A 19,276-nucleotide genomic window follows, 5' to 3' on the forward strand; every position below is an offset into this window, starting at 1 on the left:
GATTGTTAAGCGGTGTGGATATCCATTTATTGTCGCCTATTTTGTAATAGTGAGCTTATTTGCTTCTGCTTTCCCTAACTTAGGAAGCAGGTGTAATTTGTTATGTATCGCGTGATGGATGAATGATAGCTTGGTTCTTACCGCCTGCGTTAAAATAAAAGGGTAAGCATCTGCCAATCCCATACTTCGATTCAAAGAGTTCAGCATCACCGAGAACTCTACCCAACTATCGAGAATCTGCGTAATGTCTTTTTGTCCCATAAAGTAAGAAGCATCTTGCGGTAGATTCAAAGCCTCAAACTCTTCAGTATCATGCCCCGATGTAGAGCCACTAATAGAGAAATTTTGTGCAGTCTCCAAGGTATCAATAATATGCATATAATGAGCCCATGTTTCTGCCCAATCTTCATAGGGATGCATAGTCGCATATTCACTGATAAAAGTGTCACGCCAATTCTCTGGTGCACCCTGTTTATAATGTTTGTCGAGCGCCTCTTGATAATCTAATTCATCATCTCCAAAGTATCGCTTACATAGAGTATGTTTTTCAGGTGTTTGAGCTATTAATTGATCAAAATAATAATGGCCTAATTCATGGCGGAAATGGCCTAGTAGCGTCCGGTATCGTTCTCCCATAGCATGTTTGGTTTGCGAACGAGCAACATCATCAGCTTCCGCTAAATTAATAGTAATATGTCCACAGTCATGACCAGTAAAGACGGTTTCTTGACCAGCTAATGGGCTAGAAAAATGATCATTTACATTACGATCTGCGATGAAATCAAAGCTCAGCCCCGTTACCGGATCTTCTGCTAGATTACGTAAAGGCACAGGTAAAGCATTTAGCGTATAAAGTGCTCGTCGTTTTGCTGTTTCCATTTTATGCCACAATGGAATGTGCTCTATGATAGTTAAATCTGGTACCGTTTCATTAAATCGGCAAGCAAAACACAATACCTCATCACTGTCAGCAATTGGGCTGAAAGTGCTTAGATTCACCATGCCATTACAGGCATTAAATTGGATGTGGTTATCACATTTCTTATATTTTACCTGTGGAGTACCCTGTTTATAAAAGAGTCCTGTTTTTGGCTCTATTTCATAGGGTTCAACTTGATCAAATTGATCATCAATTCCAACTGTTTTTCCACAGGCAAGGCAGTGGCTACTTTCAAAAAATAGAATCGGCTGCTCACTACAATTACATTTAAATGTTTTCATCTTTTTACCGTATAAAGTGCTAACAAAGCAGTATTTAGCTTTTGTTTAATAGTTCTGTTTTCTTTTTAGTGAACTCATCTTCAGTTAACACTCCCATATCTCTCAATTCCGACAATTTAGTAATAATTTCAATCATCTGATTAGCAGCGTTAAACTGCTCATTAGGCATTTCTGCCGTTGTTGTCGGTGCTTCAGTTGACTGCGTTACTGAATGATTTTCTTGTGCAAAATTGGTATTGCCTGAAGCGGGTAATGATTGGCCTGAAATTAAAGGCAAACTACTGATATGAATATTGCCCCATTGGCTACTAAAAGTAAGTGAATCGTTGCTTCCCTGTTGCTGGCTAACACCGCCGATATTATGGTCAAGTGTATCGTAAATAGAGATTTGACCATTTAACTCAACCGCTAACCTATTAGGAAATACAGCATAACGAATATTGTTTTGCGCTCCACTACTGAAGGGTTGTCCTAAATCTGTTGGCCACCATTGATTACTACCTGGTGTACCAGCAGGGACAACAGGGAATATTTGATTATTAGTCAAAACATTAGCCAACTCGTTACATAAATTATCAACGGTCATTTTTAAACCGCTATTAAACATATCACCTACCATGGTCATTCCCCCACGCATCCATTGTCCTGACCCACCTAATTCCGGGCAGTTAAATTGTGCCATGGAGCAGCCGCCATTATTTACCGCAACGAGCATATGTACGATGGCATCTTGGCTTAAGCCATAACGAGAAGAGAGTTCGTTGACGAAGTGTTCACCAATATCTGTTAGCTTTTGCATAAGGCTGTATCCCATTTGGTAGTGTTAAGTGTGGTTGTTAAGGTGAATAAATCGTTATGGTGTTGTTGAGTTTTTTCGCAGTTATTTTAATGTTAAATAAATGCTCAAAATATGCTCTATCATAGCATTATTGTTAACCTACAGAGCAGCTTTATTATGAACTATTTTTTAAATCTAGCAGGCTGGTGTAATGCTCTGATAATGAGGGATATTATTCATGCGCCGGCAAATAAAAATATGAACTATGTTGTTCTTATTCTAAATTTTAGTTCTATTTTAGTGCATTTATTGCACCAGTCGGCACGTCTTAAATTATTATCCTAGTGTAGTCTTTGTTTATGAAACCCATTAATTTAGGATTGAAGGCCCTTAATTAAGGCTAATGACTTATTTCCATTATATTTCATGCAAGTGGAATAAATATTGCAAAAAATAAATCAACACCCAGTAACATTTTCGTGCTATTTATATAGCTGCATATCATTAAAGGGGAATTAGTCGATGACAATCACTGTTGGTATTTCGCATCATACTGAATATAAATATGACCGCTTAGTAAACATGGGGCCGCATATATTTCGTTTACGTCCAGCCCCACATAGCCGCACAAAAATTAAAAGTTATTCATTAAAAATTACACCGGAAGACCATTATATCAATTGGCAGCAAGATCCTTTTGGTAACTATCAAGCCAGGGTGGTATTCAATGAACCCACCACCGAGTTTAGTTTTACCGTAGACTTAGTTGCAGAAATGACGGTTATTAACCCCTTTGACTTCTTTCTAGAAGAATATGCAGAAGAATTTCCTTTCGTTTACGATAAAATATCCAAATCTGAATTAGCTCCTTATCTAAAAAAACGTAAAGCTAGCCCCAAGCTTCTCGAGCTAATCGCCTCTTTAACACCCAAAGAACCTATTCGCAGTGTTGATTTCTTAGTGGCGGTAAATCAAGCTATTTATGAGCTGGTCGGTTATGGTATTCGTCTTGAACCTGGCGTACAAACGGCAAATGAAACCCTAACTAAAAAAACTGGGTCATGTCGTGATTCCGCATGGCTATTGGTGCAGTTATTTCGCCATTTAGGGTTAGCTGCTCGTTTTGTATCAGGTTATCTAGTACAGCTTACCTCAGATCAGAAATCACTTGATGGGCCTAGTGGCCCCGAAGAAGATTTTACTGATTTACATGCTTGGACTGAGGTTTATATTCCAGGAGCGGGTTGGATTGGTTTAGATCCTACTTCTGGCTTATTTGCCGGCGAAGGACATATCCCCTTAGCTTGTACGCCTGAGACAAGTTCTGCTGCCCCAGTGACAGGTGGTATTGATGACTGTAAATCAGAGTTCAGTTTTTATAATAAAGTAACGCGTGTTCATGAAGACCCTCGCGTGACCAAGCCTTATTCTGAAGCGCAGTGGTCGGCGATTAATCGTTTAGGCCAGCATGTTGATGATATTTATGATGATCAAGGTATTCATCTTACTATGGGGGGCGAGCCAACCTTTATATCGATCGATGATATGGAGCATCCTCAGTGGAATACGGAAGCCGACGGTAAAGAAAAAAGAGTCTTGGCACAAAACCTATTCGTGGAGATGAATAAAGTCTTCACTAAAGGTGGTTTTACCCATTATGGTCAAGGTAAGTGGTATCCAGGTGAACCTTTACCACGCTGGCAATATGCTTGTTATTGGCGCAAAGATGGAGTGGCTCTGTGGAAGGATACTAGTTTATTAGCTGATCCTAATAAAGATTATGAGTTAGACCATACCGACAGCCAAAAATTTGCTGAAAAACTCAGTGAGGCATTAGGCTTAAGCAAAGAAGCATTAACCACTGCCTATGAGGATATTATTTATCACATGTGGCAAGAGGGCTCGTTACCTTCAGAGCCTGGACCAAAAGATGCTAAATTATTACATGCCATGAGCCGCAAAGGTTTTTTAGAAAAGATGGAAAAAGGCATAGATAAACCAGTAGGTTATGTCTTACCTTTACAATGGAATGATGGTAAAAACTGCTGGCAATCCTGTGCATGGGAATTTAAACGTGGACACTGTTTCTTGTTACCGGGTGAATCACCATTAGGTTATCGCTTACCTTTAGACAGCTTGGCGTGGACAGATAATATTATTGATCGAGACCCTTTTGATATTCCGGATACTTTTGCTAAACCTAAAAAATTGAAAAAAGGGTTTATTGGCAAAGAGATGATCAAAACAGCGATGGTACTAGAGGTGAGAGATGGGCGTTTATATATCTTTATGCCGCCAACTAGCCATTTTGAACATTACCTAAGTTTATTAAACTCGATTGAAAGTGTGGCAAAAGAAATTTCGATGCCAGTAGTGATTGAAGGATATAGCCCACCTAAAGATAGCCGCGTAGAAAAATATGCTGTGACGCCTGATCCTGGTGTTATTGAGGTGAATATTCACCCATCTAGATCTTGGGAGCAGCTGGTAGATAGAACCACTATACTTTATGAGCTAGCTAAACAGGCGCGTTTAGGCACAGATAAGTTTATGGCCGATGGTCGTCATACCGGAACTGGTGGTGGTAACCATGTAACCTTAGGCGGTGAAACACCAGATCAAAGTCCATTCTTACGTCGCCCAGATATTTTGCGTAGCTTTATCACTTATTGGCAGCATCACCCTGGGTTATCTTACCTATTTTCTGGTTTATTTATTGGCCCAACCAGCCAAGCGCCACGTGTAGATGAAGCTCGTGATGAAGTGCTTTATGAGTTAGAGATTGCTTTTTCACACATGCCAGAAGGTGAAGTACCAGAGCCGTGGCTAGTGGATAGGTTGTTACGTAATTTATTGGTGGATTTAACGGGTAATACGCATCGTGCAGAGTTCTGTATTGATAAGTTGTATTCTCCTGACTCAGCAACAGGTCGTTTAGGAATTGTAGAGTTTAGGGGCTTTGAAATGCCGCCGCACGAACAAATGAGCCTAGTACAAATGTTGTTATTACGTACACTATTGGCTTGGTTCTGGAAAAAACCGTACCACAAACCTTTAGTACGCTGGGGAACAGAGTTACATGATAAGTTCTTACTTCCTCAATATGTAGAGAATGATTTAGCAGAAGTGACTCGTGATTTACAACAAGCAGGTTTTGCTTTCCAATTAGGTTGGTTAAATCCGTTCTTTGAATTCAGGTTCCCTGTATGCGGTACGCGTGAACTTGATAATGTGACCTTAGAGTTAAGAACAGCCATCGAACCTTGGCATGTATTAGGTGAGGAAGCGAGTGCATCTGGAACTGCACGTTACGTAGACTCTTCATTAGAAAGGGTACAAATCAAAGTACAAGGAACGATCAGTGATCGTTATGTAGTGACTTGTAATGGTCGTCGTGTGCCGTTAAAAGCTGTGAAAGGTAAAGCAAAAGACGAGATGGTGGCAGGTATTCGTTATCGTGCATGGCAACCACCGACAGCATTGCATCCTACCATTGGTGTACATGCTCCTTTAACTTTTGACTTGATCGATACTTGGGAAGGTCGTTCACTGGGTGGGTTTGTATATCATGTAAGTCATGCTGGTGGTCGTAATCCAGAAACATTACCGGTTAATGCATTTGAAGCTGAAGGGCGTCGAGTGGCGAGATTTTGGGAGCATGGCCATACGCCATCGTTATTGATGTCAGACCAACCTAGCTGGATACCATCTGCTGCGACCCATACTTTTCATGCTGCCGAATCAGTGACTGAGTTTGTAGTTCCAGCAGAAGAAAGTACTAACCAAGATTACCCACATACCTTGGATTTACGTCGTCAACCAGCCTTTAAATAAGTCTGGATAAAAGTAGTATTCCACTTTGAAATTTATTAAAGTGGAATGCCTTTTTTCTTGCCTGAATAGATCATTACTAACTAATGATGTCTTAAAAATGGAGCATTTTCAGCATGTACATTAATAACAGCAGTATGCCGGAATTGCCAGAATGGTTGTCCCTCTATCTAAATAAATCACATGATCATGATGAGCTTGTTAACCATAGTGGTTTACTACCTAAACATTGGGATACATTATTCAATCGTCTATCTAGCTTAAGTGCGGAAGAGGTCACTGGACGTGCCATTGAAATCAGTCAGTTATTACAAAATGGCAATATTAAACATGAAAGCAATCATCAATGGCACTTTGATCCTTTACCTTTTATGTTTTCCAAGCAAGATTGGCAGTCACTAGAAGCAGGTATTAAACAAAGAGTGACGCTGTTAAATAAAATTCAACAAGATATTTATGGTGAGCAAAAACTATTAATGGATGGTTCGCTTGAAGCCAAATATTTGTTTCAAGATAAACGGTATTTGCGTGAAGGTTTCAGCCTTCCCGGCAATGAATTAAAGTTATTTTTTACCGCAATTGATGTTTATCGTACGCCAAGCGGTGGTTTTAAAGTTTTAGCTGACCATTGTCAGTGTCCATTAGGCTTAGGTTTGTTATTAAAAAGCCGAGTCATTGCCCGTCGAGTGATGGCTGAAGAGTTTGCTGAATGTAATGTTCAGCAGATAAAACAATTTTTAGCAGCATTCCAAGATACGATTAATGAATACACTCGTTATATGGACGATCCTAGAATAGTTATCTTGACGCAAGGTATCGATGATCCTAATTACAATGAACACGCCTTCTTATCCACTTATTTTGGTTACACCTTAGTACAAAGTGCAGACTTAACCGTGAGAAACGCAGAGGTGTGTTTAAAGTCATTACAAGGGTTAGGGAAAATTAATGTGATTTTACGTTGGTTGCCTGATCATAGTATTGATTCCCTAGAACAAACAGAATACTCATTACATGGTATTCCTGGCTTATTACAAGCAGTGCGTGAAGGGTCTGTCAAAGTATTAAATCCGTTTGGTAGTGGCATCCTATCATCTCCTGCAGTACAAGCTAATCTAGCCGTTTTATCTGAAAAATTATTAGCGCAGCCTTTGTTGCTCGGTCAAGCCAGTTATTATGCGGTGGATCAAGTTGAAGAAGTTGAGTGGAGAGGGTTAGAGTTATTAAGTTATCAAGATAGCACGTTTAAATTAGACGGTGCCGCCAACATAGAGCAAATTAAAAAACTGATTAACACACAACCTGAAAACTATTATTTCCAAGATAAACCCACGTTTAGTAGTGCGCCTTTTTGGAGTGGCGGACAACTGATTGCTAAACCTGTGGTATTCCGTTGTTATGCTTTAAATACCGAGCATGGGGTGGAAGTATTACCTTCTGCACTATGTTTTTCTAATGAAGTTAGCCATTACCCAAGCCTATCTGGATGGATCAAAGATACTTGGATTAATGCCAATGATGAGAATACAGTTGCTGACCCAATTGCTTCTATACCCGTTCGAAAACGCATGGATGTGACCCTATTAGAAGGCGTGATATCAAGCCGTACTGCAGAACATCTATTTTGGTTGGGTCGCTATTTAGAAAGAGCTGAAAGTACTGTTCGAGTATTACGTATTTTTATCGATCGTTATACTGAGTTAGCTATCTATCCAGACGCAATGCGGCATTCCATGGTTACTCGATTGTTCAGTGCAATACACTCCCAACATATTGTTTATCCTTATATTGAGCAAGAGCCTGTATTGCAAACATTAAATAACGAAAGTGCTAAAACCATGGCCTTTCAATTATTAGCTGGTGAGCAATGTGCAGGAAGTATTGTTAATACTCTTAAGTATTTAGCGAATGCAGCAGTACAAATTCAAGAGCTATTGTCCTATGACAGTCGCCGTATTATTGATGAAATCAATGAACAGGTAAAAGCTCTGTCGTCAGTTAACATTAATACAAGCTCACGTACCTTACAAACCAGTTTAGATAAAGTGATTGGTTCAATAATGGCTTTCAATGGCTCGATTGCGGACTGTATGCCAAATAGTAACGGTTGGTTTTTATTAGAGATTGGGCGCCGTATTGAGCGTAGTTTGCAAATTACCTCATTAAGCGCAGCCCTATTAACCGAAGAGCTAGAAGAACCAGTTGAAATTGCTTTACTGGAATCGGTGTTAACGTGTCAGGTCAGCTTAGTGACCCACAAGCGTCGTTATCGTATGCATCAAAGTATTGGCACAGGACTTGAACTCTTATTATTAGATGCAGAATACCCGCGCTCGCTGTTATTTCAATTAGAACAGATTAATACGCTTTGTAAGCATTTGCCGACAAAAAGGCGACCGGGTGTGATTGCGGCTCATGAAAAAGCAATTGTATTGTCAAAAACCACCTGTTACGTCACCGAAAAAGATTATTTACAAGTGAGTACGGAAGGCAAGCGTGAACAATTAATAGAGTTCAATCATCACATTCGTAGCAACTTAAATACCTTTTGTGATGTATTACTATTACAATACTTTTCTCATACACAAACTGCCAATAAATTAAATTGGACTAACATTGAGCAAGCTCAATCGTGAAATATAAAATAAAACACACCACCACCTATCAATACGCTGATTTTGTAAGCTTATGTCAAAACCAAGCGCGTTTAACGCCGAAAACAAATCGAGCGCAGATATGTCATAGCAGTCATATACAAATAGATCCTCCAAGTAGTTATTTAAAAGAGTATACGGACTATTTTAATAATAGAGTCACTGTGTTTGAAATTACTACTCAACATAAAGTATTAGCTGTCACTATGGTTAGTGAAGTGGAGTTATTGGTACCAGAAAATATTGACCTTAAGCGTATCGATATGCCTTGGGTAAAAGCCAGAGATATACTTGCAACGCCTAATACAAGCGAGTTATTAAAAGTATCTGAATTTATTTTACCTTCGCAACTTACCCAATTAGAAAAGGGTATTCGTGACTATGCTCTAGTCTCTTTTACCGAAAAGGCAAGCCTGATAGAAGCATGTAAAGATTTAATGGCACGAATTTTTCATGAGTTTCAGTATGACCCTGGTTTTACTACGATTAGTACGCCTTTAAGTGTTGTTTTTGCACAAAAAAGGGGCGTTTGCCAAGATTTTGCACACTTTGCGCTAGCTTGCTTACGTAGCATTGGATTAGCGGGAAGATATGTAAGTGGTTATATAGAAACACTGCCACCAGAAGGTGAAGAGAAATTAGAGGGAGCCGATGCAACACATGCTTGGTTTGCCATTTTTGTTCCTGGCTATGGTTGGTTGGATTTTGATCCTACAAATGATGTGTTACCTAGAGATCAGCATATTACCTTAGCTGTTGGACGAGATTTCTCAGATGTTACTCCTTTAAAGGGCGTGGTATTTGGTGGAGGCTCTCAGGCATTAGATGTTGCGGTGGATATGATTCGATTAGGGTAATTAGACAACGTCATTATTAAACATGAGTTAATGAAAAGGCGAAAGTGTATGGAAATTGATTGGAAAGCGTATCAAACGAATGGTTTTTTTGATGAATTAATTGACGCCAAAGGGAATGTTAGAACACATGGAAAACAACTGGCAGAGTTCTTTTCAAAACTGTCTGGTGATGAATTAAAAAAAGCCCGAGCTGTCGCTGATTTAGCTATTAAAGAGATGGGTATTACTTTCACTGTTTATAACGAAGGTAATATGATCGACAGGGCTTGGCCCTTTGATATTATTCCTCGTACTATCGGTAAAAAAGAGTGGCAGGGTATAGAAGTTGGCTTAAAACAACGTGTTGAAGCGTTAAACCTATTTATTGATGATTTATACCATGACCAAAAAATAATAAAAGACGGTGTTTTCCCCAAAGGTTTATTAGAAAAGTCTGTTAACTTTCGTCAGCAATGTGTGGGTATTACGCCCCCTAACAAAATATGGGCACATATTTGCGGTTCTGACTTAGTGCGGGATGGCAAAGGGACTATGTATGTCCTAGAGGATAATTTACGGGTTCCTTCAGGTGTCTCCTATATGCTTGAAAACCGCTCAGTAATGAAACGTGTCTTCCCCGAACTATTTGAACAAGTCCCTATTTTACCCGTCGATGATTACCCCTCCCAACTATTTGATATGTTAGCTGCAATGTCACCTCGCCCAGATGACAAACCTGAAGTGGTGGTGTTAACTCCAGGCGTATTTAATTCAGCGTATTTTGAGCATTGTTACTTGGCGCAAGAGATGGGGTGTGAGTTAGTAGAAGGTCGCGACCTAGTGGTTGAAAAAGATGATTGTGTTTACATGCGAACAATTACTGGATTACAACGTGTAGATGTTATTTATCGCCGTATTGATGATCTCTTTTTAGATCCTGAAGCATTTTTGCCTGATTCTCAATTAGGTGTTCCTGGTTTAATGAGAGCATGGTCCAAGGGAAATGTTGCTCTAGTAAATGCGCCGGGAGCAGGTGTAGCAGATGATAAAGTCGTGTATGCCTACGTACCTGAAATCATTAAATATTATTTAGGTGAAGATGCAAAAATAGCCAATGTTCCTACCTTTAAATGTCTTGATCCTAAAGAGTGTGAGCATGTGATTAAGAACATCGATAAATTAGTGATTAAACCGGCTAATGAGTCGGGTGGTTATGGCTTACTGATTGGCCCTAAGTCAACTAAAAAAGAGCAACAAGAAACCATTGCGCAAATTAAAGCGGATCCTCGTAACTGGGTCGCTCAACCAACCTTAGATTTATCCACTGTCCCTACTTTAGATGGCATAACTCCTGACGGTCGTCATGCTGATTTAAGACCCTTTATTTTGTCTTCTGGCAAAGATACTCAAATTACAACAGGTGGTTTAACACGCGTTGCAATGACTAAAGGCTCATTGGTGGTAAATTCATCACAAGGTGGTGGTAGTAAGGATACTTGGATTGTAGACGAGGAGGCTAAATAATATGTTATCAAGAGTCGGTGAAACTTTATATTGGGTATCTCGCTATATTGAACGCGCAGAAAATGTCGCTCGCTTAATCAATGTTAATAATATGTTGATGATGGATTTACCAAAAGGGGTGAGTACAGGCTGGGAGCCTTTAGTAGATATCATTGGAGCACGAAAAGCTTACTTAGAAACGCATACAGACTTCTCTGAGCAAAAAGCGTTGCGTTATCTATTGGTAGGTAAGGATAATTTCTCCTCTATCTTAAATTCGATTATATCAGCTCGTGAGAGCGCACGTACTATTCGAGATGTTATTCCAAGAGATGTATGGGAAGAGATAAATTCTCTCTATTATTACGTAAAGGATAATCAAAATGAGGGGTTAAGCAAACGAGGTCGATTTACTTATTTAAAAACCATTATTGATGCTGCCCATCAAATTTTTGGTACTTTAGATGCCACTATCAATCATGACCTTGGGTATACTTTTATCCGTATTGGATTGATGATTGAACGTGCTGATATGACATCACGTATTTTAGATATTCGTTCAGAAACCTTAATCACTAGTACAGAAGCAAAACCTTACGAGAATATACAATGGATAAGCCTATTACGCTCACTTAGCGCTTATCAGATGTACCGTCAAGAGATGAGCGTGCGAGTACAGCGTTCTGATGTTATTGAATTTATCATGCACAGTGAGGTGTTCCCTCGCTCGATATTGTTCTGTTTACAAGAGTTAAAAGTATTAATCCAACCTTTACCGAATGCATCGGAGATTAATCAATCCATCGACCATGCGATTGATGAGTTAAAAAGCGAAGACGTACGTGAGTTGGAAAAAGGTTATCTACATGACTATATTGATAACATTCAAGTTGAATTAGCAGCTATTCATAATGGTTTAGCTGAGCTTTATTTCTTGAAGCCTGCAGAGTAACTACCTCCACATCAATAAGTTTGGTGAAGTGTTACGTGATATGACGTTCGCTTCATCTTTTTAAGCTTTTTTCACTATGGCCATTATTCACTTTTTAGATGAGTAAATTTTACAGGGTTATTTCAGGTTACTGTAAAAACTACATTACTCATTAACTATAATTACATGAGCCAAAACAATTAATATTACTTAAAATCAATATCTTATGTTTTTATTGATTAGTTGGCATGACTTTCGCAACAGTTATATTGAACAATCGAGAATAGGGGAATATAAACCCTCTATTATTTTTAACATGATAGAAAGCGACATATTCTATTATTAAGGAGATTGAAAAATGGCTACTACAACTACCAAAGCAAAAACTCAAGAGACTCAAAACAAAGTAGAAGATGCTTATCATTCAGCTGAAGAAGCTGCGACTGAAGCTGTTCACTCTTTAAAAAATAAAGCACAAGAATCATTAGCGGAAGGTTCAGAAAAAATTAAAACGACAACAGCTCAGGTTGAAAACGTTATTAAAGAGCGTCCGCTGTTAAGTGTTGGTTGCGCATTCTTAGCAGGTTGGGCTATATCTAAATTAATTAAGTAATTTAATAATCGGAGATTTTATGACAAACAACACCGAACCAGTTTGCGATGAAAATAAGATCTCTGATGATGCTAAGCCAGATAACTTATTAGATACTGAAAAAATTAATCAAAAAATCGACGAAGTAAGTAGTTTATTTAATAAGTTATCAGACACAATAGATACACTTGGTAAATGGTCTGAATCGACGATACAAGTGTTCTTTATGGAGCTGCTACGTAGCGTTAATGCTAGTAAGCAGTTCTTGCTCTGCCAAGTCCTATTTATTCCTTTATTAATCCTGTTTGTTTTTAGTACATGTATTGCTGTTGGTATCGTTTTTTATAGTTTAACAGGCCTGCTATTGATTGGAGTAGGTACATTTTTATTATCAATGATCGCCGTACTTGGTGCATTAGCTTATTGGCAAAAACGTTTAATGAAAATGATTGGATTTAAAGAAACAATTGCACAAATAAAGGAGGGGGTAGATGTCGTCTCTAAAGCGTCTAAATCACTCGATTAAATTAAAAAGATTAGAGGGTAAGGATAATATAAGACAGGTTGATTTATCCTTAAAGCTACTTTTAAATGACGTAAATAAACATACCCAAAAACACCCACTAGTCGTGACTATCGGTGGTGTATTGACTGGTTTTATCTTAAGCAAATATAGACGAAAAATAAAAACCTTTTATCCACTTGCCTCATTAGGCTTTAACTATATTAAACGCAATAATCAGTAAAAAATTCAATAGAAAAGCAATGTAAATACAGGTCTTTTTTGCCTGCCAGTACTCTCAATGGAGTTAAAACCTTGAACGATGGAATAGAAAAAACATCCACAGAAGCCACACCTAATACTACTGAACAGCCTATTTACGTTAATGAAAGCGCAGACTTAAGTAAATTATACTCAATGGGGTTTGGTTTTATATTTTTCATCGTGCTGATGGTTAGTATCTATTTTGCTAAATCTATTCTGTTGCCGATTATCGCGAGTACTTTTATCGCTTTATTGTGTAGCCCAGTAGTTAATTACTTAGTTAAAATTGGTTTACCAAGATTAATTGGTGTATTGGCGGTTATTTTTGTGATTGTGGGGCTAATATTTGGTGGGTTAAGTCTATTGAGCGGACCCGCACAAGAATGGTGGGTTAAACTACCGACTTTGGTAAAAGATGTTTCTCAAGAGATCAGTACTGCAGCCAATAATACCAGCTTTAATAGTGCGGCTAATCAGGCCATTGTGAATGACAGTAATGTTGGTGAATTTAAAAGTGATACCATGGTGTCTTTAGTGAAAAGTATTGCCATGGCAACACCCACTATGCTTACTCAATTTATGATGGCTTTGTTCATGGCTTATTTTATGCTGAGTTATGGCCGATCGTTGTTTACTGGTTTATTAATGCAATTTGATAGTTTTGAGAATAAACGCAAAACTGTTGAGCTAGTTAGAACTATTCAGCATGATTTATCTCGGTATATAGGGACCGTCACACTCATCAACATATTATTAGGTGTGGTGGTTGGTATTGTATTTTCAATACTAGGCGTGGATGACCCATTTTTATGGGGAGCTTTAGCCGGCATTATGAATTTTGCCCCTTATTTAGGGCCGCTGATTTCGATGATCTGTTTTGCCGTTGTGACTTATGTTCAGTTTGACTCCATGAGCTATGCCTTTATCGTTATTTCAATATATCTGTTTATTAATATGCTAGAAAGTCAGTTTGTGACTCCTACTTTATTAGGTAAAAGCTTTAATCTTAATCCATTAATTATTTTTATGTGGCTGATTTTATGGGGATGGTTATGGGGTAGTATGGGGATGCTAATTGGGGTTCCGTTATTGGTTTGTGTTAGTACAGTATTAGAAAGGTTGGACATATTTGGCCGCATTCATCTTATTTTAAAAGAGAGATAATATGCTTAAATATTATCTCTCAATCTTTTTATACTGCAGATTCAAATTATAAGAGCTATTAAAGGTTATGTTTTAACATTTTACTGTTATTACATAACCAAGAGCTTAAGGAACTTCATATTTATCTAGCTTATTATATAAGGTCTTAACACTGATCCCTAAATCTTGAGCTGTTTTAGTTTTATTGCCTGCATTGTTATTCAATGTATTTACTATTGCCGTTTTTTCTATTTCAGTTAAAGGAATTCCAATTGGAACCAATCTTTCAACGGCATTTTGCGTTTCTAAAGAAGGCGTTTCTGAAATAATATGCTCCGCTTTAATCACTTCATCGGCGAGAATAAAAGCTCTTTCAATGGTATGTTTTAATTCTCGAACATTACCAGGCCAATCATAATTCGCAATTTTTTCTATGGCAGAATCTAAAATGGTTTTTGCTTTTGTTTCTTGCGCATTTTGATGAGCAATAAAGTGTTTTGCTAAGCCAACAATATCCGAACCTCGATCTTTTAAAGGAGGTACTGTAATTGGAAAGTGTGCAAGGCGAAAATATAGATCTTCACGTAATGTATGTTCTTCAATCGCTGTTTGCGGATCGCGGTTTGTCGCTGCAATAATTCGTACATCAGATAAATGAGCGGTTTGTCCACCAACACGACGGTATTCACCTGTTTCCAATACACGTAATAATTTAACTTGATGCTCAATAGGCATTTCAGTGACTTCATCAAGAAATAAAGTACCACCTTGTGCTTGTTTAAATACACCTTGGTGCGGCTTATCAGCACCTGTAAAAGCACCTTTATCATGACCAAATAATTCACTATCAATAAGGTCGGGGCTAATAGCTCCACAGTTAATAGCAACAAAAGGTTGATTACTTCGCTCACTCGCTTGGTGAATAGTTTGTGCGACTAATTCTTTACCTGAGCCACTTTCACCAATGATTAAAACGGACGCCTCGGTTTTGGCAACACGTCTAATAATACGATAAAGCTTGTGCATTGGACTAGAGGAGCCAATTAATTGGCCAAACTGGTCTAAATCGCTAGTGGCTACTTTTTGTCCCACCGGGCTTTTTAACAGATGTGATTGTCTTACATCTTGTAATGTTTCTGACAATATATCTAGATCTAAGGGCATACGGTAATGAAAAATAGCCCCCAATTGCATTAATTTATCTAGGTTTATATTGGGTAAGCCAGAACTTATTAGGATAAGATCCATTTCATTTAGTATTTCAAGCTCAGATAAAGCTTGGTAATCGGCTTCACTAAATTCATTAACGCCTATCACAGCAACAGCAGGGCAGGTTTTTTTTAGTTGTGATATCCAATCCTGGTGTGTTGGCAATTTGATAACATCGAATTGATTTAATTCGTTATTATTTAATATAGATTGGCGTAATGATTCGTTCTGTACGCTTAGTAATAAGCTTAATTTATTCATTAATTTGATCTCACGATAACGAATCAACTCTTGATAGGGGATTCTTATCATCGCGATGCAAAGTAAATTTGTCAAATTTTATAATGATTTCATTTTTCACAGAGGCGTGAAAGTTGTGTCATTGTATTAGTTAAATAAAGGCGTTAATGTTTGAAGAGAGCTCGAAAAAGTAGAGCAGGTATAAATAACCTGCTCAATAAAAAGGGAAAATGTGGGGGATTAAGATTTTACGACGGCTTTTACTTTTAAAGATGAAGGTAAAATACTGAAAGAAATATGTGAAGCAGAATATTGTTCACCATCTACAACGTAGTTTATTTCATGTTTAGCAAAAATATCGATATGGTTACCTGAGCGATATTCAAATTCAGTAGACTTATCTTGCATGCCTAAACTTGAAAATGCTAAGTCAGATAACGCCAGTACTCTTTCCGAAATACTATTTCTATAATCCAAATAAGTGACATGTAATTTGCCATCATCTGGTTCAGGTACATCGCCACCATGTGCTAATACCGTACTGAACGGGGCGATGTTAGCAACAACTAAACTTTGTACATCTACCTCTGTTAATGGTTGGTCATCTATTTTAATCGTTAATTTTTGCGGGTTATCAGAGGCAATAGCATTAAAAAATCCGCTTAAATAAGCCATTTGACCATATTGGTTTTTATTTTCACGATTCGCCGATTCAATCATCTGCTGCTCGAAACCTATGCCCATTACTAACAACATCAATTTATCATTACAACGTGCTGTATCAATCGTACGAACTTGATCTGATAAAATTGCCTTACAGGCACTTTCGACGGGAGAAAATTTAGCTTCAAGCCCGTACAGTACATGGCATAGCGCATTAGCAGTACCAAAAGGTACAATACCTAATACAATATCTGTCTCTATAATTTGCTCAGCAACCTCTGTTACTGTGCCATCTCCACCACAAACAATGATCTGTTTAGCATTTTCTTTGACGGCTTGTTTTGCTAAGGCTGTCGCCGTTGTTTGTCGGCTGGTTTCTACAATATTTAAACAGTATTTTTTGGTGAGTTCTCTGATCAACTGTTGTTGATGTTGTTGCCATTTTCCAGATCCAGATACCGGGTTAACTATCATCCAAGTCGGTGTTGGTAACAGTAGCTTTTGTTTTTGATGTATCGAGGTGAGTACTTTGTATTGCCGTTTATTTAAATTAGCCGATGAACGAATAGAGTGAATATCCGCTAAAGCCTGGTCGACAGTTAACTCTGGGTCTTGACTTAATAGGTAAGCTGCCATCACAAATACTGAGCGGCCGCGGCCTAATGCGCAGTGGATCACAACGGATCGTGACTGTGAACGCTGTGCATCAATCCAACAAAGTGCATGTCGTAATTTGTTTAATGATGGTGCTTTATGGTCTAAAACAGGCAGTGTTAAATATTGAAAATGTTTATCCGTCATAGCGCTTTCAAGTCCAGCGAATTCAGCCGTTAAATCTAAAATACAATCAATATTCTGGGATTTTAAATAATCGAGATCAGAGGGAAGCAAGCGTCTTGAAAGATATAGGTCATCACTTATTTTTTGGATGGCAGGGACTGAGTCATATTTTCTTGCCCAAGCGTTATAACCTCGAATTCCCAACATAAAAGGGATAAAGGCCCATTGTATCCAGTAGACAATTTTTCCATCACTATTTTTTCTAAAAACAGAAGGGATATTAAAAAGATATGCGAAGCTAACAATGGCTAAAGATAGGGCTACCCATGTAAATAATAATTTCAATACTAACCAAGGTGTAAACCAGGCTAGTGCTGCGCTTAGTAAAACGCCGAGTAAATAATATTTAGTAATAAACATGGGCTCCCTCACTGATATCTAGGTTATAGATATTAATTATCATAGGTTAGATAATGAAAATTGTGACCATAAAAGGATGACTAGCTAACCATCTCTTTGTGGTATTGGGCCGCTAAATTGAGTTTTTGATCTTCAGTAAAGACCTTACCTGCCATTTGGAAAAAACGATGTTCTTCTTCTTCTAAATGATGCAGTACTTTATGTTGTAACGATTGCATAATGGTTAACCAAGCTGGTGAATTAAACTCTGTATTGTCCAATCGCTCAATAATTTTATCGATGGAATGATGTTCGGCAATGCCATGTCGAGATAACTCAACGGTTTTATCTTTTTGAATTAAAGGGGCATAAAAATAACGCTCTTCAGCAATAGCATGTTGCTGTAATTCCTCTTTTAAATCTGCATAAAAAATTTGACGAGTTGCAGAGTCACCTTTTGTGCTAGTTAATGCATCCATTAATAGGCGTTGTTTTTCGTGGCTTTCGCGTAGTTCTTCAAAAATATTACTCATTGTTTATTCCTTGTGCGTATATGAATGGGAATAGTGGGCTCAATGTAAAAAGTAGGCGTACGTTAGTACGCCACTAATGAGTAACAGTTATTAACAATCTTTATCTTCTGTATTCAGTGAATCTTTTACATCTTCACATGTATCTTCAATACTATTTTGTACATCTGTTACAGCATCATCTACTTTTTCACCTGTTTTTTCAGCAGGCCCTTCACTACATGCACTCAATAGCATGAATGCGGCACCGATTGCGGCGAATGATCTATATGTGTTTGAATTATTCATTGTGTCTCCTATTTCTTCGGACTAATTAAGTTAAAAACGACTGATACAACAAACAGTATTGCGAATAGATAAAATATAATTTTAGCAATACTCGCAGCTGCACCTGCAATACCGCCAAAACCCAGTACAGCTGAGATTAAAGCGATTATTAGGAATATAAATACCCAGCGAATCATGTTGTAGCTCCTAGTTATATAAGGTTGTTGGTTAACTTATGGTTAATGGAAAGTTAATAAATGGTTAAGAAATATGAGTCTATTGAGTGACTTCAAGTTTATCGATAACTGATGTTACGTCGTCGGTATTACGAGCTAGGTTCATTGCTAAATCATGCTCTGCATCTGTTTTTACATTACCTGCTAACAACACCACATTGTCAGTCGTTGTTACTTCAATATCCATGGCACTGATATCATCAGCCATTAATAAGCGTGTTTTCACGACAGTAGTGATTTTGGTATCAGTTAATGCTGATAGTGCTTTATCATCGATATCTGCATCAGCATCTTCATTTAAAATGGTTAAGTTATTATCAACACTTTTAACACCTTCTAATCCAGTTACTAATTCGCCAGCTAACGCTTTTTCAATGCCGCTATTAACATCACCTGTTAATGTCACTACACCGCCTTCTACTTCGGTATCTATATCAAAAGAGTTGAGATTGGTATTAAGTAGTAAAGTGGTTTCAGCTTTACCATCTATCCATGCATCAAGTGATTCATCTTTCCAATCTTGTTGGCCTGCTAATGCAAGTGTTGATGAAGTAAGTAGTACAGTCGAAAGTGCAATAGTTGTCATGCGCTTCATATTTTGTCTCCTTTAATTGATGTGTATTGATAACATAGCGAATACTGTGCCAGTTTTTTATCTAGTTGTTTTTAAAGGTTTTTTGTTTTTTTATGGGACTGT

17 protein-coding genes are annotated in these 19,276 nt (G+C 37.9%); 9 read left to right on the forward strand and 8 right to left on the reverse strand.

Annotated elements, in window-relative coordinates:
• Positions 1 to 36: 36 nt before the first annotated feature.
• The gene (locus AC0L3W_RS15370; protein WP_290041449.1) at positions 37 to 1,221 is read right to left on the reverse strand and encodes a zinc-binding metallopeptidase family protein; all 1,185 of its coding nucleotides are present in this window, start codon (positions 1,219 to 1,221) and stop codon (positions 37 to 39) included.
• A gap of 34 nt (positions 1,222 to 1,255) precedes the next feature.
• Entirely contained in the window at positions 1,256 to 2,020 is a 765-nt protein-coding gene (locus tag AC0L3W_RS15375; protein ID WP_409440122.1) for an SHOCT domain-containing protein, read from the reverse strand.
• Positions 2,021 to 2,521: 501 nt separating this feature from the next.
• On the opposite strand from AC0L3W_RS15375, the gene AC0L3W_RS15380 reads away from it, so the two are divergent.
• The 9 genes from AC0L3W_RS15380 to AC0L3W_RS15420 all read left to right on the forward strand — a co-directional run bounded on the left by AC0L3W_RS15380 (position 2,522) and on the right by AC0L3W_RS15420 (position 14,276).
• A complete protein-coding gene (locus tag AC0L3W_RS15380; RefSeq protein ID WP_409440121.1) occupies positions 2,522 to 5,833 on the forward strand; it encodes a transglutaminase family protein in 3,312 nt (1,103 codons plus the stop codon).
• 113 nt (positions 5,834 to 5,946) lie between these two features.
• Complete coding sequence (locus AC0L3W_RS15385) at positions 5,947 to 8,466, forward strand: circularly permuted type 2 ATP-grasp protein (protein ID WP_409440120.1); 2,520 nt, start codon at positions 5,947 to 5,949, stop codon at positions 8,464 to 8,466.
• On the forward strand, positions 8,463 to 9,341 hold the full coding sequence (locus AC0L3W_RS15390) for a transglutaminase family protein (protein ID WP_290041444.1): 879 nt from the start codon (positions 8,463 to 8,465) through the stop codon (positions 9,339 to 9,341). The genes AC0L3W_RS15385 and AC0L3W_RS15390 overlap by 4 nt, the downstream gene beginning before the upstream one ends.
• A gap of 48 nt (positions 9,342 to 9,389) precedes the next feature.
• Positions 9,390 to 10,844 carry a circularly permuted type 2 ATP-grasp protein gene (locus AC0L3W_RS15395; protein ID WP_290041443.1) on the forward strand — a complete coding sequence of 485 codons (1,455 nt, stop codon included), beginning with the start codon at positions 9,390 to 9,392 and terminating at the stop codon, positions 10,842 to 10,844.
• Position 10,845: 1 nt separating this feature from the next.
• On the forward strand, positions 10,846 to 11,775 hold the full coding sequence (locus tag AC0L3W_RS15400; protein ID WP_290041442.1) for an alpha-E domain-containing protein: 930 nt from the start codon (positions 10,846 to 10,848) through the stop codon (positions 11,773 to 11,775).
• A gap of 337 nt (positions 11,776 to 12,112) precedes the next feature.
• On the forward strand, positions 12,113 to 12,367 hold the full coding sequence (locus AC0L3W_RS15405; RefSeq protein ID WP_290041441.1) for a hypothetical protein: 255 nt from the start codon (positions 12,113 to 12,115) through the stop codon (positions 12,365 to 12,367).
• Positions 12,368 to 12,386: 19 nt separating this feature from the next.
• On the forward strand, positions 12,387 to 12,872 hold the full coding sequence (locus tag AC0L3W_RS15410) for a hypothetical protein (protein ID WP_409440119.1): 486 nt from the start codon (positions 12,387 to 12,389) through the stop codon (positions 12,870 to 12,872).
• The gene (locus AC0L3W_RS15415; protein ID WP_290041437.1) at positions 12,838 to 13,092 is read left to right on the forward strand and encodes a hypothetical protein; all 255 of its coding nucleotides are present in this window, start codon (positions 12,838 to 12,840) and stop codon (positions 13,090 to 13,092) included. The genes AC0L3W_RS15410 and AC0L3W_RS15415 overlap by 35 nt, the downstream gene beginning before the upstream one ends.
• Before the next feature lie 71 nt (positions 13,093 to 13,163).
• Positions 13,164 to 14,276: an AI-2E family transporter gene (locus AC0L3W_RS15420; RefSeq protein ID WP_290041436.1), complete on the forward strand. Its 1,113-nt coding sequence runs from the start codon at positions 13,164 to 13,166 to the stop codon at positions 14,274 to 14,276.
• Between the two features lie 105 nt (positions 14,277 to 14,381).
• On the opposite strand, the gene AC0L3W_RS15425 is transcribed toward AC0L3W_RS15420, so the two are convergent.
• The 6 genes from AC0L3W_RS15425 to AC0L3W_RS15450 all read right to left on the reverse strand — a co-directional run bounded on the left by AC0L3W_RS15425 (position 14,382) and on the right by AC0L3W_RS15450 (position 19,174).
• Positions 14,382 to 15,725, reverse strand: a complete 1,344-nt coding sequence (locus AC0L3W_RS15425) for a sigma-54 interaction domain-containing protein (RefSeq protein ID WP_290041434.1) — start codon at positions 15,723 to 15,725, stop codon at positions 14,382 to 14,384.
• Positions 15,726 to 15,944: 219 nt separating this feature from the next.
• On the reverse strand, positions 15,945 to 17,567 hold the full coding sequence (locus AC0L3W_RS15430; protein WP_409440118.1) for a diacylglycerol kinase family protein: 1,623 nt from the start codon (positions 17,565 to 17,567) through the stop codon (positions 15,945 to 15,947).
• 80 nt (positions 17,568 to 17,647) lie between these two features.
• Entirely contained in the window at positions 17,648 to 18,079 is a 432-nt protein-coding gene (locus AC0L3W_RS15435; RefSeq protein WP_290041430.1) for a hemerythrin domain-containing protein, read from the reverse strand.
• 90 nt (positions 18,080 to 18,169) lie between these two features.
• Positions 18,170 to 18,364, reverse strand: coding sequence for a hypothetical protein (locus AC0L3W_RS15440; RefSeq protein WP_290041429.1), 195 nt, complete (start codon positions 18,362 to 18,364; stop codon positions 18,170 to 18,172).
• 8 nt (positions 18,365 to 18,372) lie between these two features.
• Complete coding sequence (locus AC0L3W_RS15445) at positions 18,373 to 18,540, reverse strand: DUF1328 family protein (protein ID WP_290041428.1); 168 nt, start codon at positions 18,538 to 18,540, stop codon at positions 18,373 to 18,375.
• A 79-nt stretch (positions 18,541 to 18,619) separates the two neighbouring features.
• Positions 18,620 to 19,174, reverse strand: coding sequence for a BON domain-containing protein (locus AC0L3W_RS15450; protein WP_290041425.1), 555 nt, complete (start codon positions 19,172 to 19,174; stop codon positions 18,620 to 18,622).
• Positions 19,175 to 19,276 lie beyond the last annotated feature (102 nt).

It is taken from the genome of Psychromonas sp. KJ10-5 (assembly GCF_055808325.1).

Coding starts and splice junctions, on each gene's coding strand:
- AC0L3W_RS15385 (WP_409440120.1), top strand. CDS start 5,947: ATGTACATTAATAACAGCAGTATGCCGGAATTGCCAGAATGGTTGTCC.
- AC0L3W_RS15435 (WP_290041430.1), bottom strand. CDS start 18,079: ATGAGTAATATTTTTGAAGAACTACGCGAAAGCCACGAAAAACAACGC.
- AC0L3W_RS15440 (WP_290041429.1), bottom strand. CDS start 18,364: ATGAATAATTCAAACACATATAGATCATTCGCCGCAATCGGTGCCGCA.
- AC0L3W_RS15400 (WP_290041442.1), top strand. CDS start 10,846: ATGTTATCAAGAGTCGGTGAAACTTTATATTGGGTATCTCGCTATATT.
- AC0L3W_RS15445 (WP_290041428.1), bottom strand. CDS start 18,540: ATGATTCGCTGGGTATTTATATTCCTAATAATCGCTTTAATCTCAGCT.
- AC0L3W_RS15405 (WP_290041441.1), top strand. CDS start 12,113: ATGGCTACTACAACTACCAAAGCAAAAACTCAAGAGACTCAAAACAAA.
- AC0L3W_RS15410 (WP_409440119.1), top strand. CDS start 12,387: ATGACAAACAACACCGAACCAGTTTGCGATGAAAATAAGATCTCTGAT.
- AC0L3W_RS15425 (WP_290041434.1), bottom strand. CDS start 15,725: ATGAATAAATTAAGCTTATTACTAAGCGTACAGAACGAATCATTACGC.
- AC0L3W_RS15395 (WP_290041443.1), top strand. CDS start 9,390: ATGGAAATTGATTGGAAAGCGTATCAAACGAATGGTTTTTTTGATGAA.
- AC0L3W_RS15375 (WP_409440122.1), bottom strand. CDS start 2,020: ATGCAAAAGCTAACAGATATTGGTGAACACTTCGTCAACGAACTCTCT.
- AC0L3W_RS15450 (WP_290041425.1), bottom strand. CDS start 19,174: ATGAAGCGCATGACAACTATTGCACTTTCGACTGTACTACTTACTTCA.
- AC0L3W_RS15430 (WP_409440118.1), bottom strand. CDS start 17,567: ATGTTTATTACTAAATATTATTTACTCGGCGTTTTACTAAGCGCAGCA.
- AC0L3W_RS15415 (WP_290041437.1), top strand. CDS start 12,838: ATGTCGTCTCTAAAGCGTCTAAATCACTCGATTAAATTAAAAAGATTA.
- AC0L3W_RS15370 (WP_290041449.1), bottom strand. CDS start 1,221: ATGAAAACATTTAAATGTAATTGTAGTGAGCAGCCGATTCTATTTTTT.
- AC0L3W_RS15380 (WP_409440121.1), top strand. CDS start 2,522: ATGACAATCACTGTTGGTATTTCGCATCATACTGAATATAAATATGAC.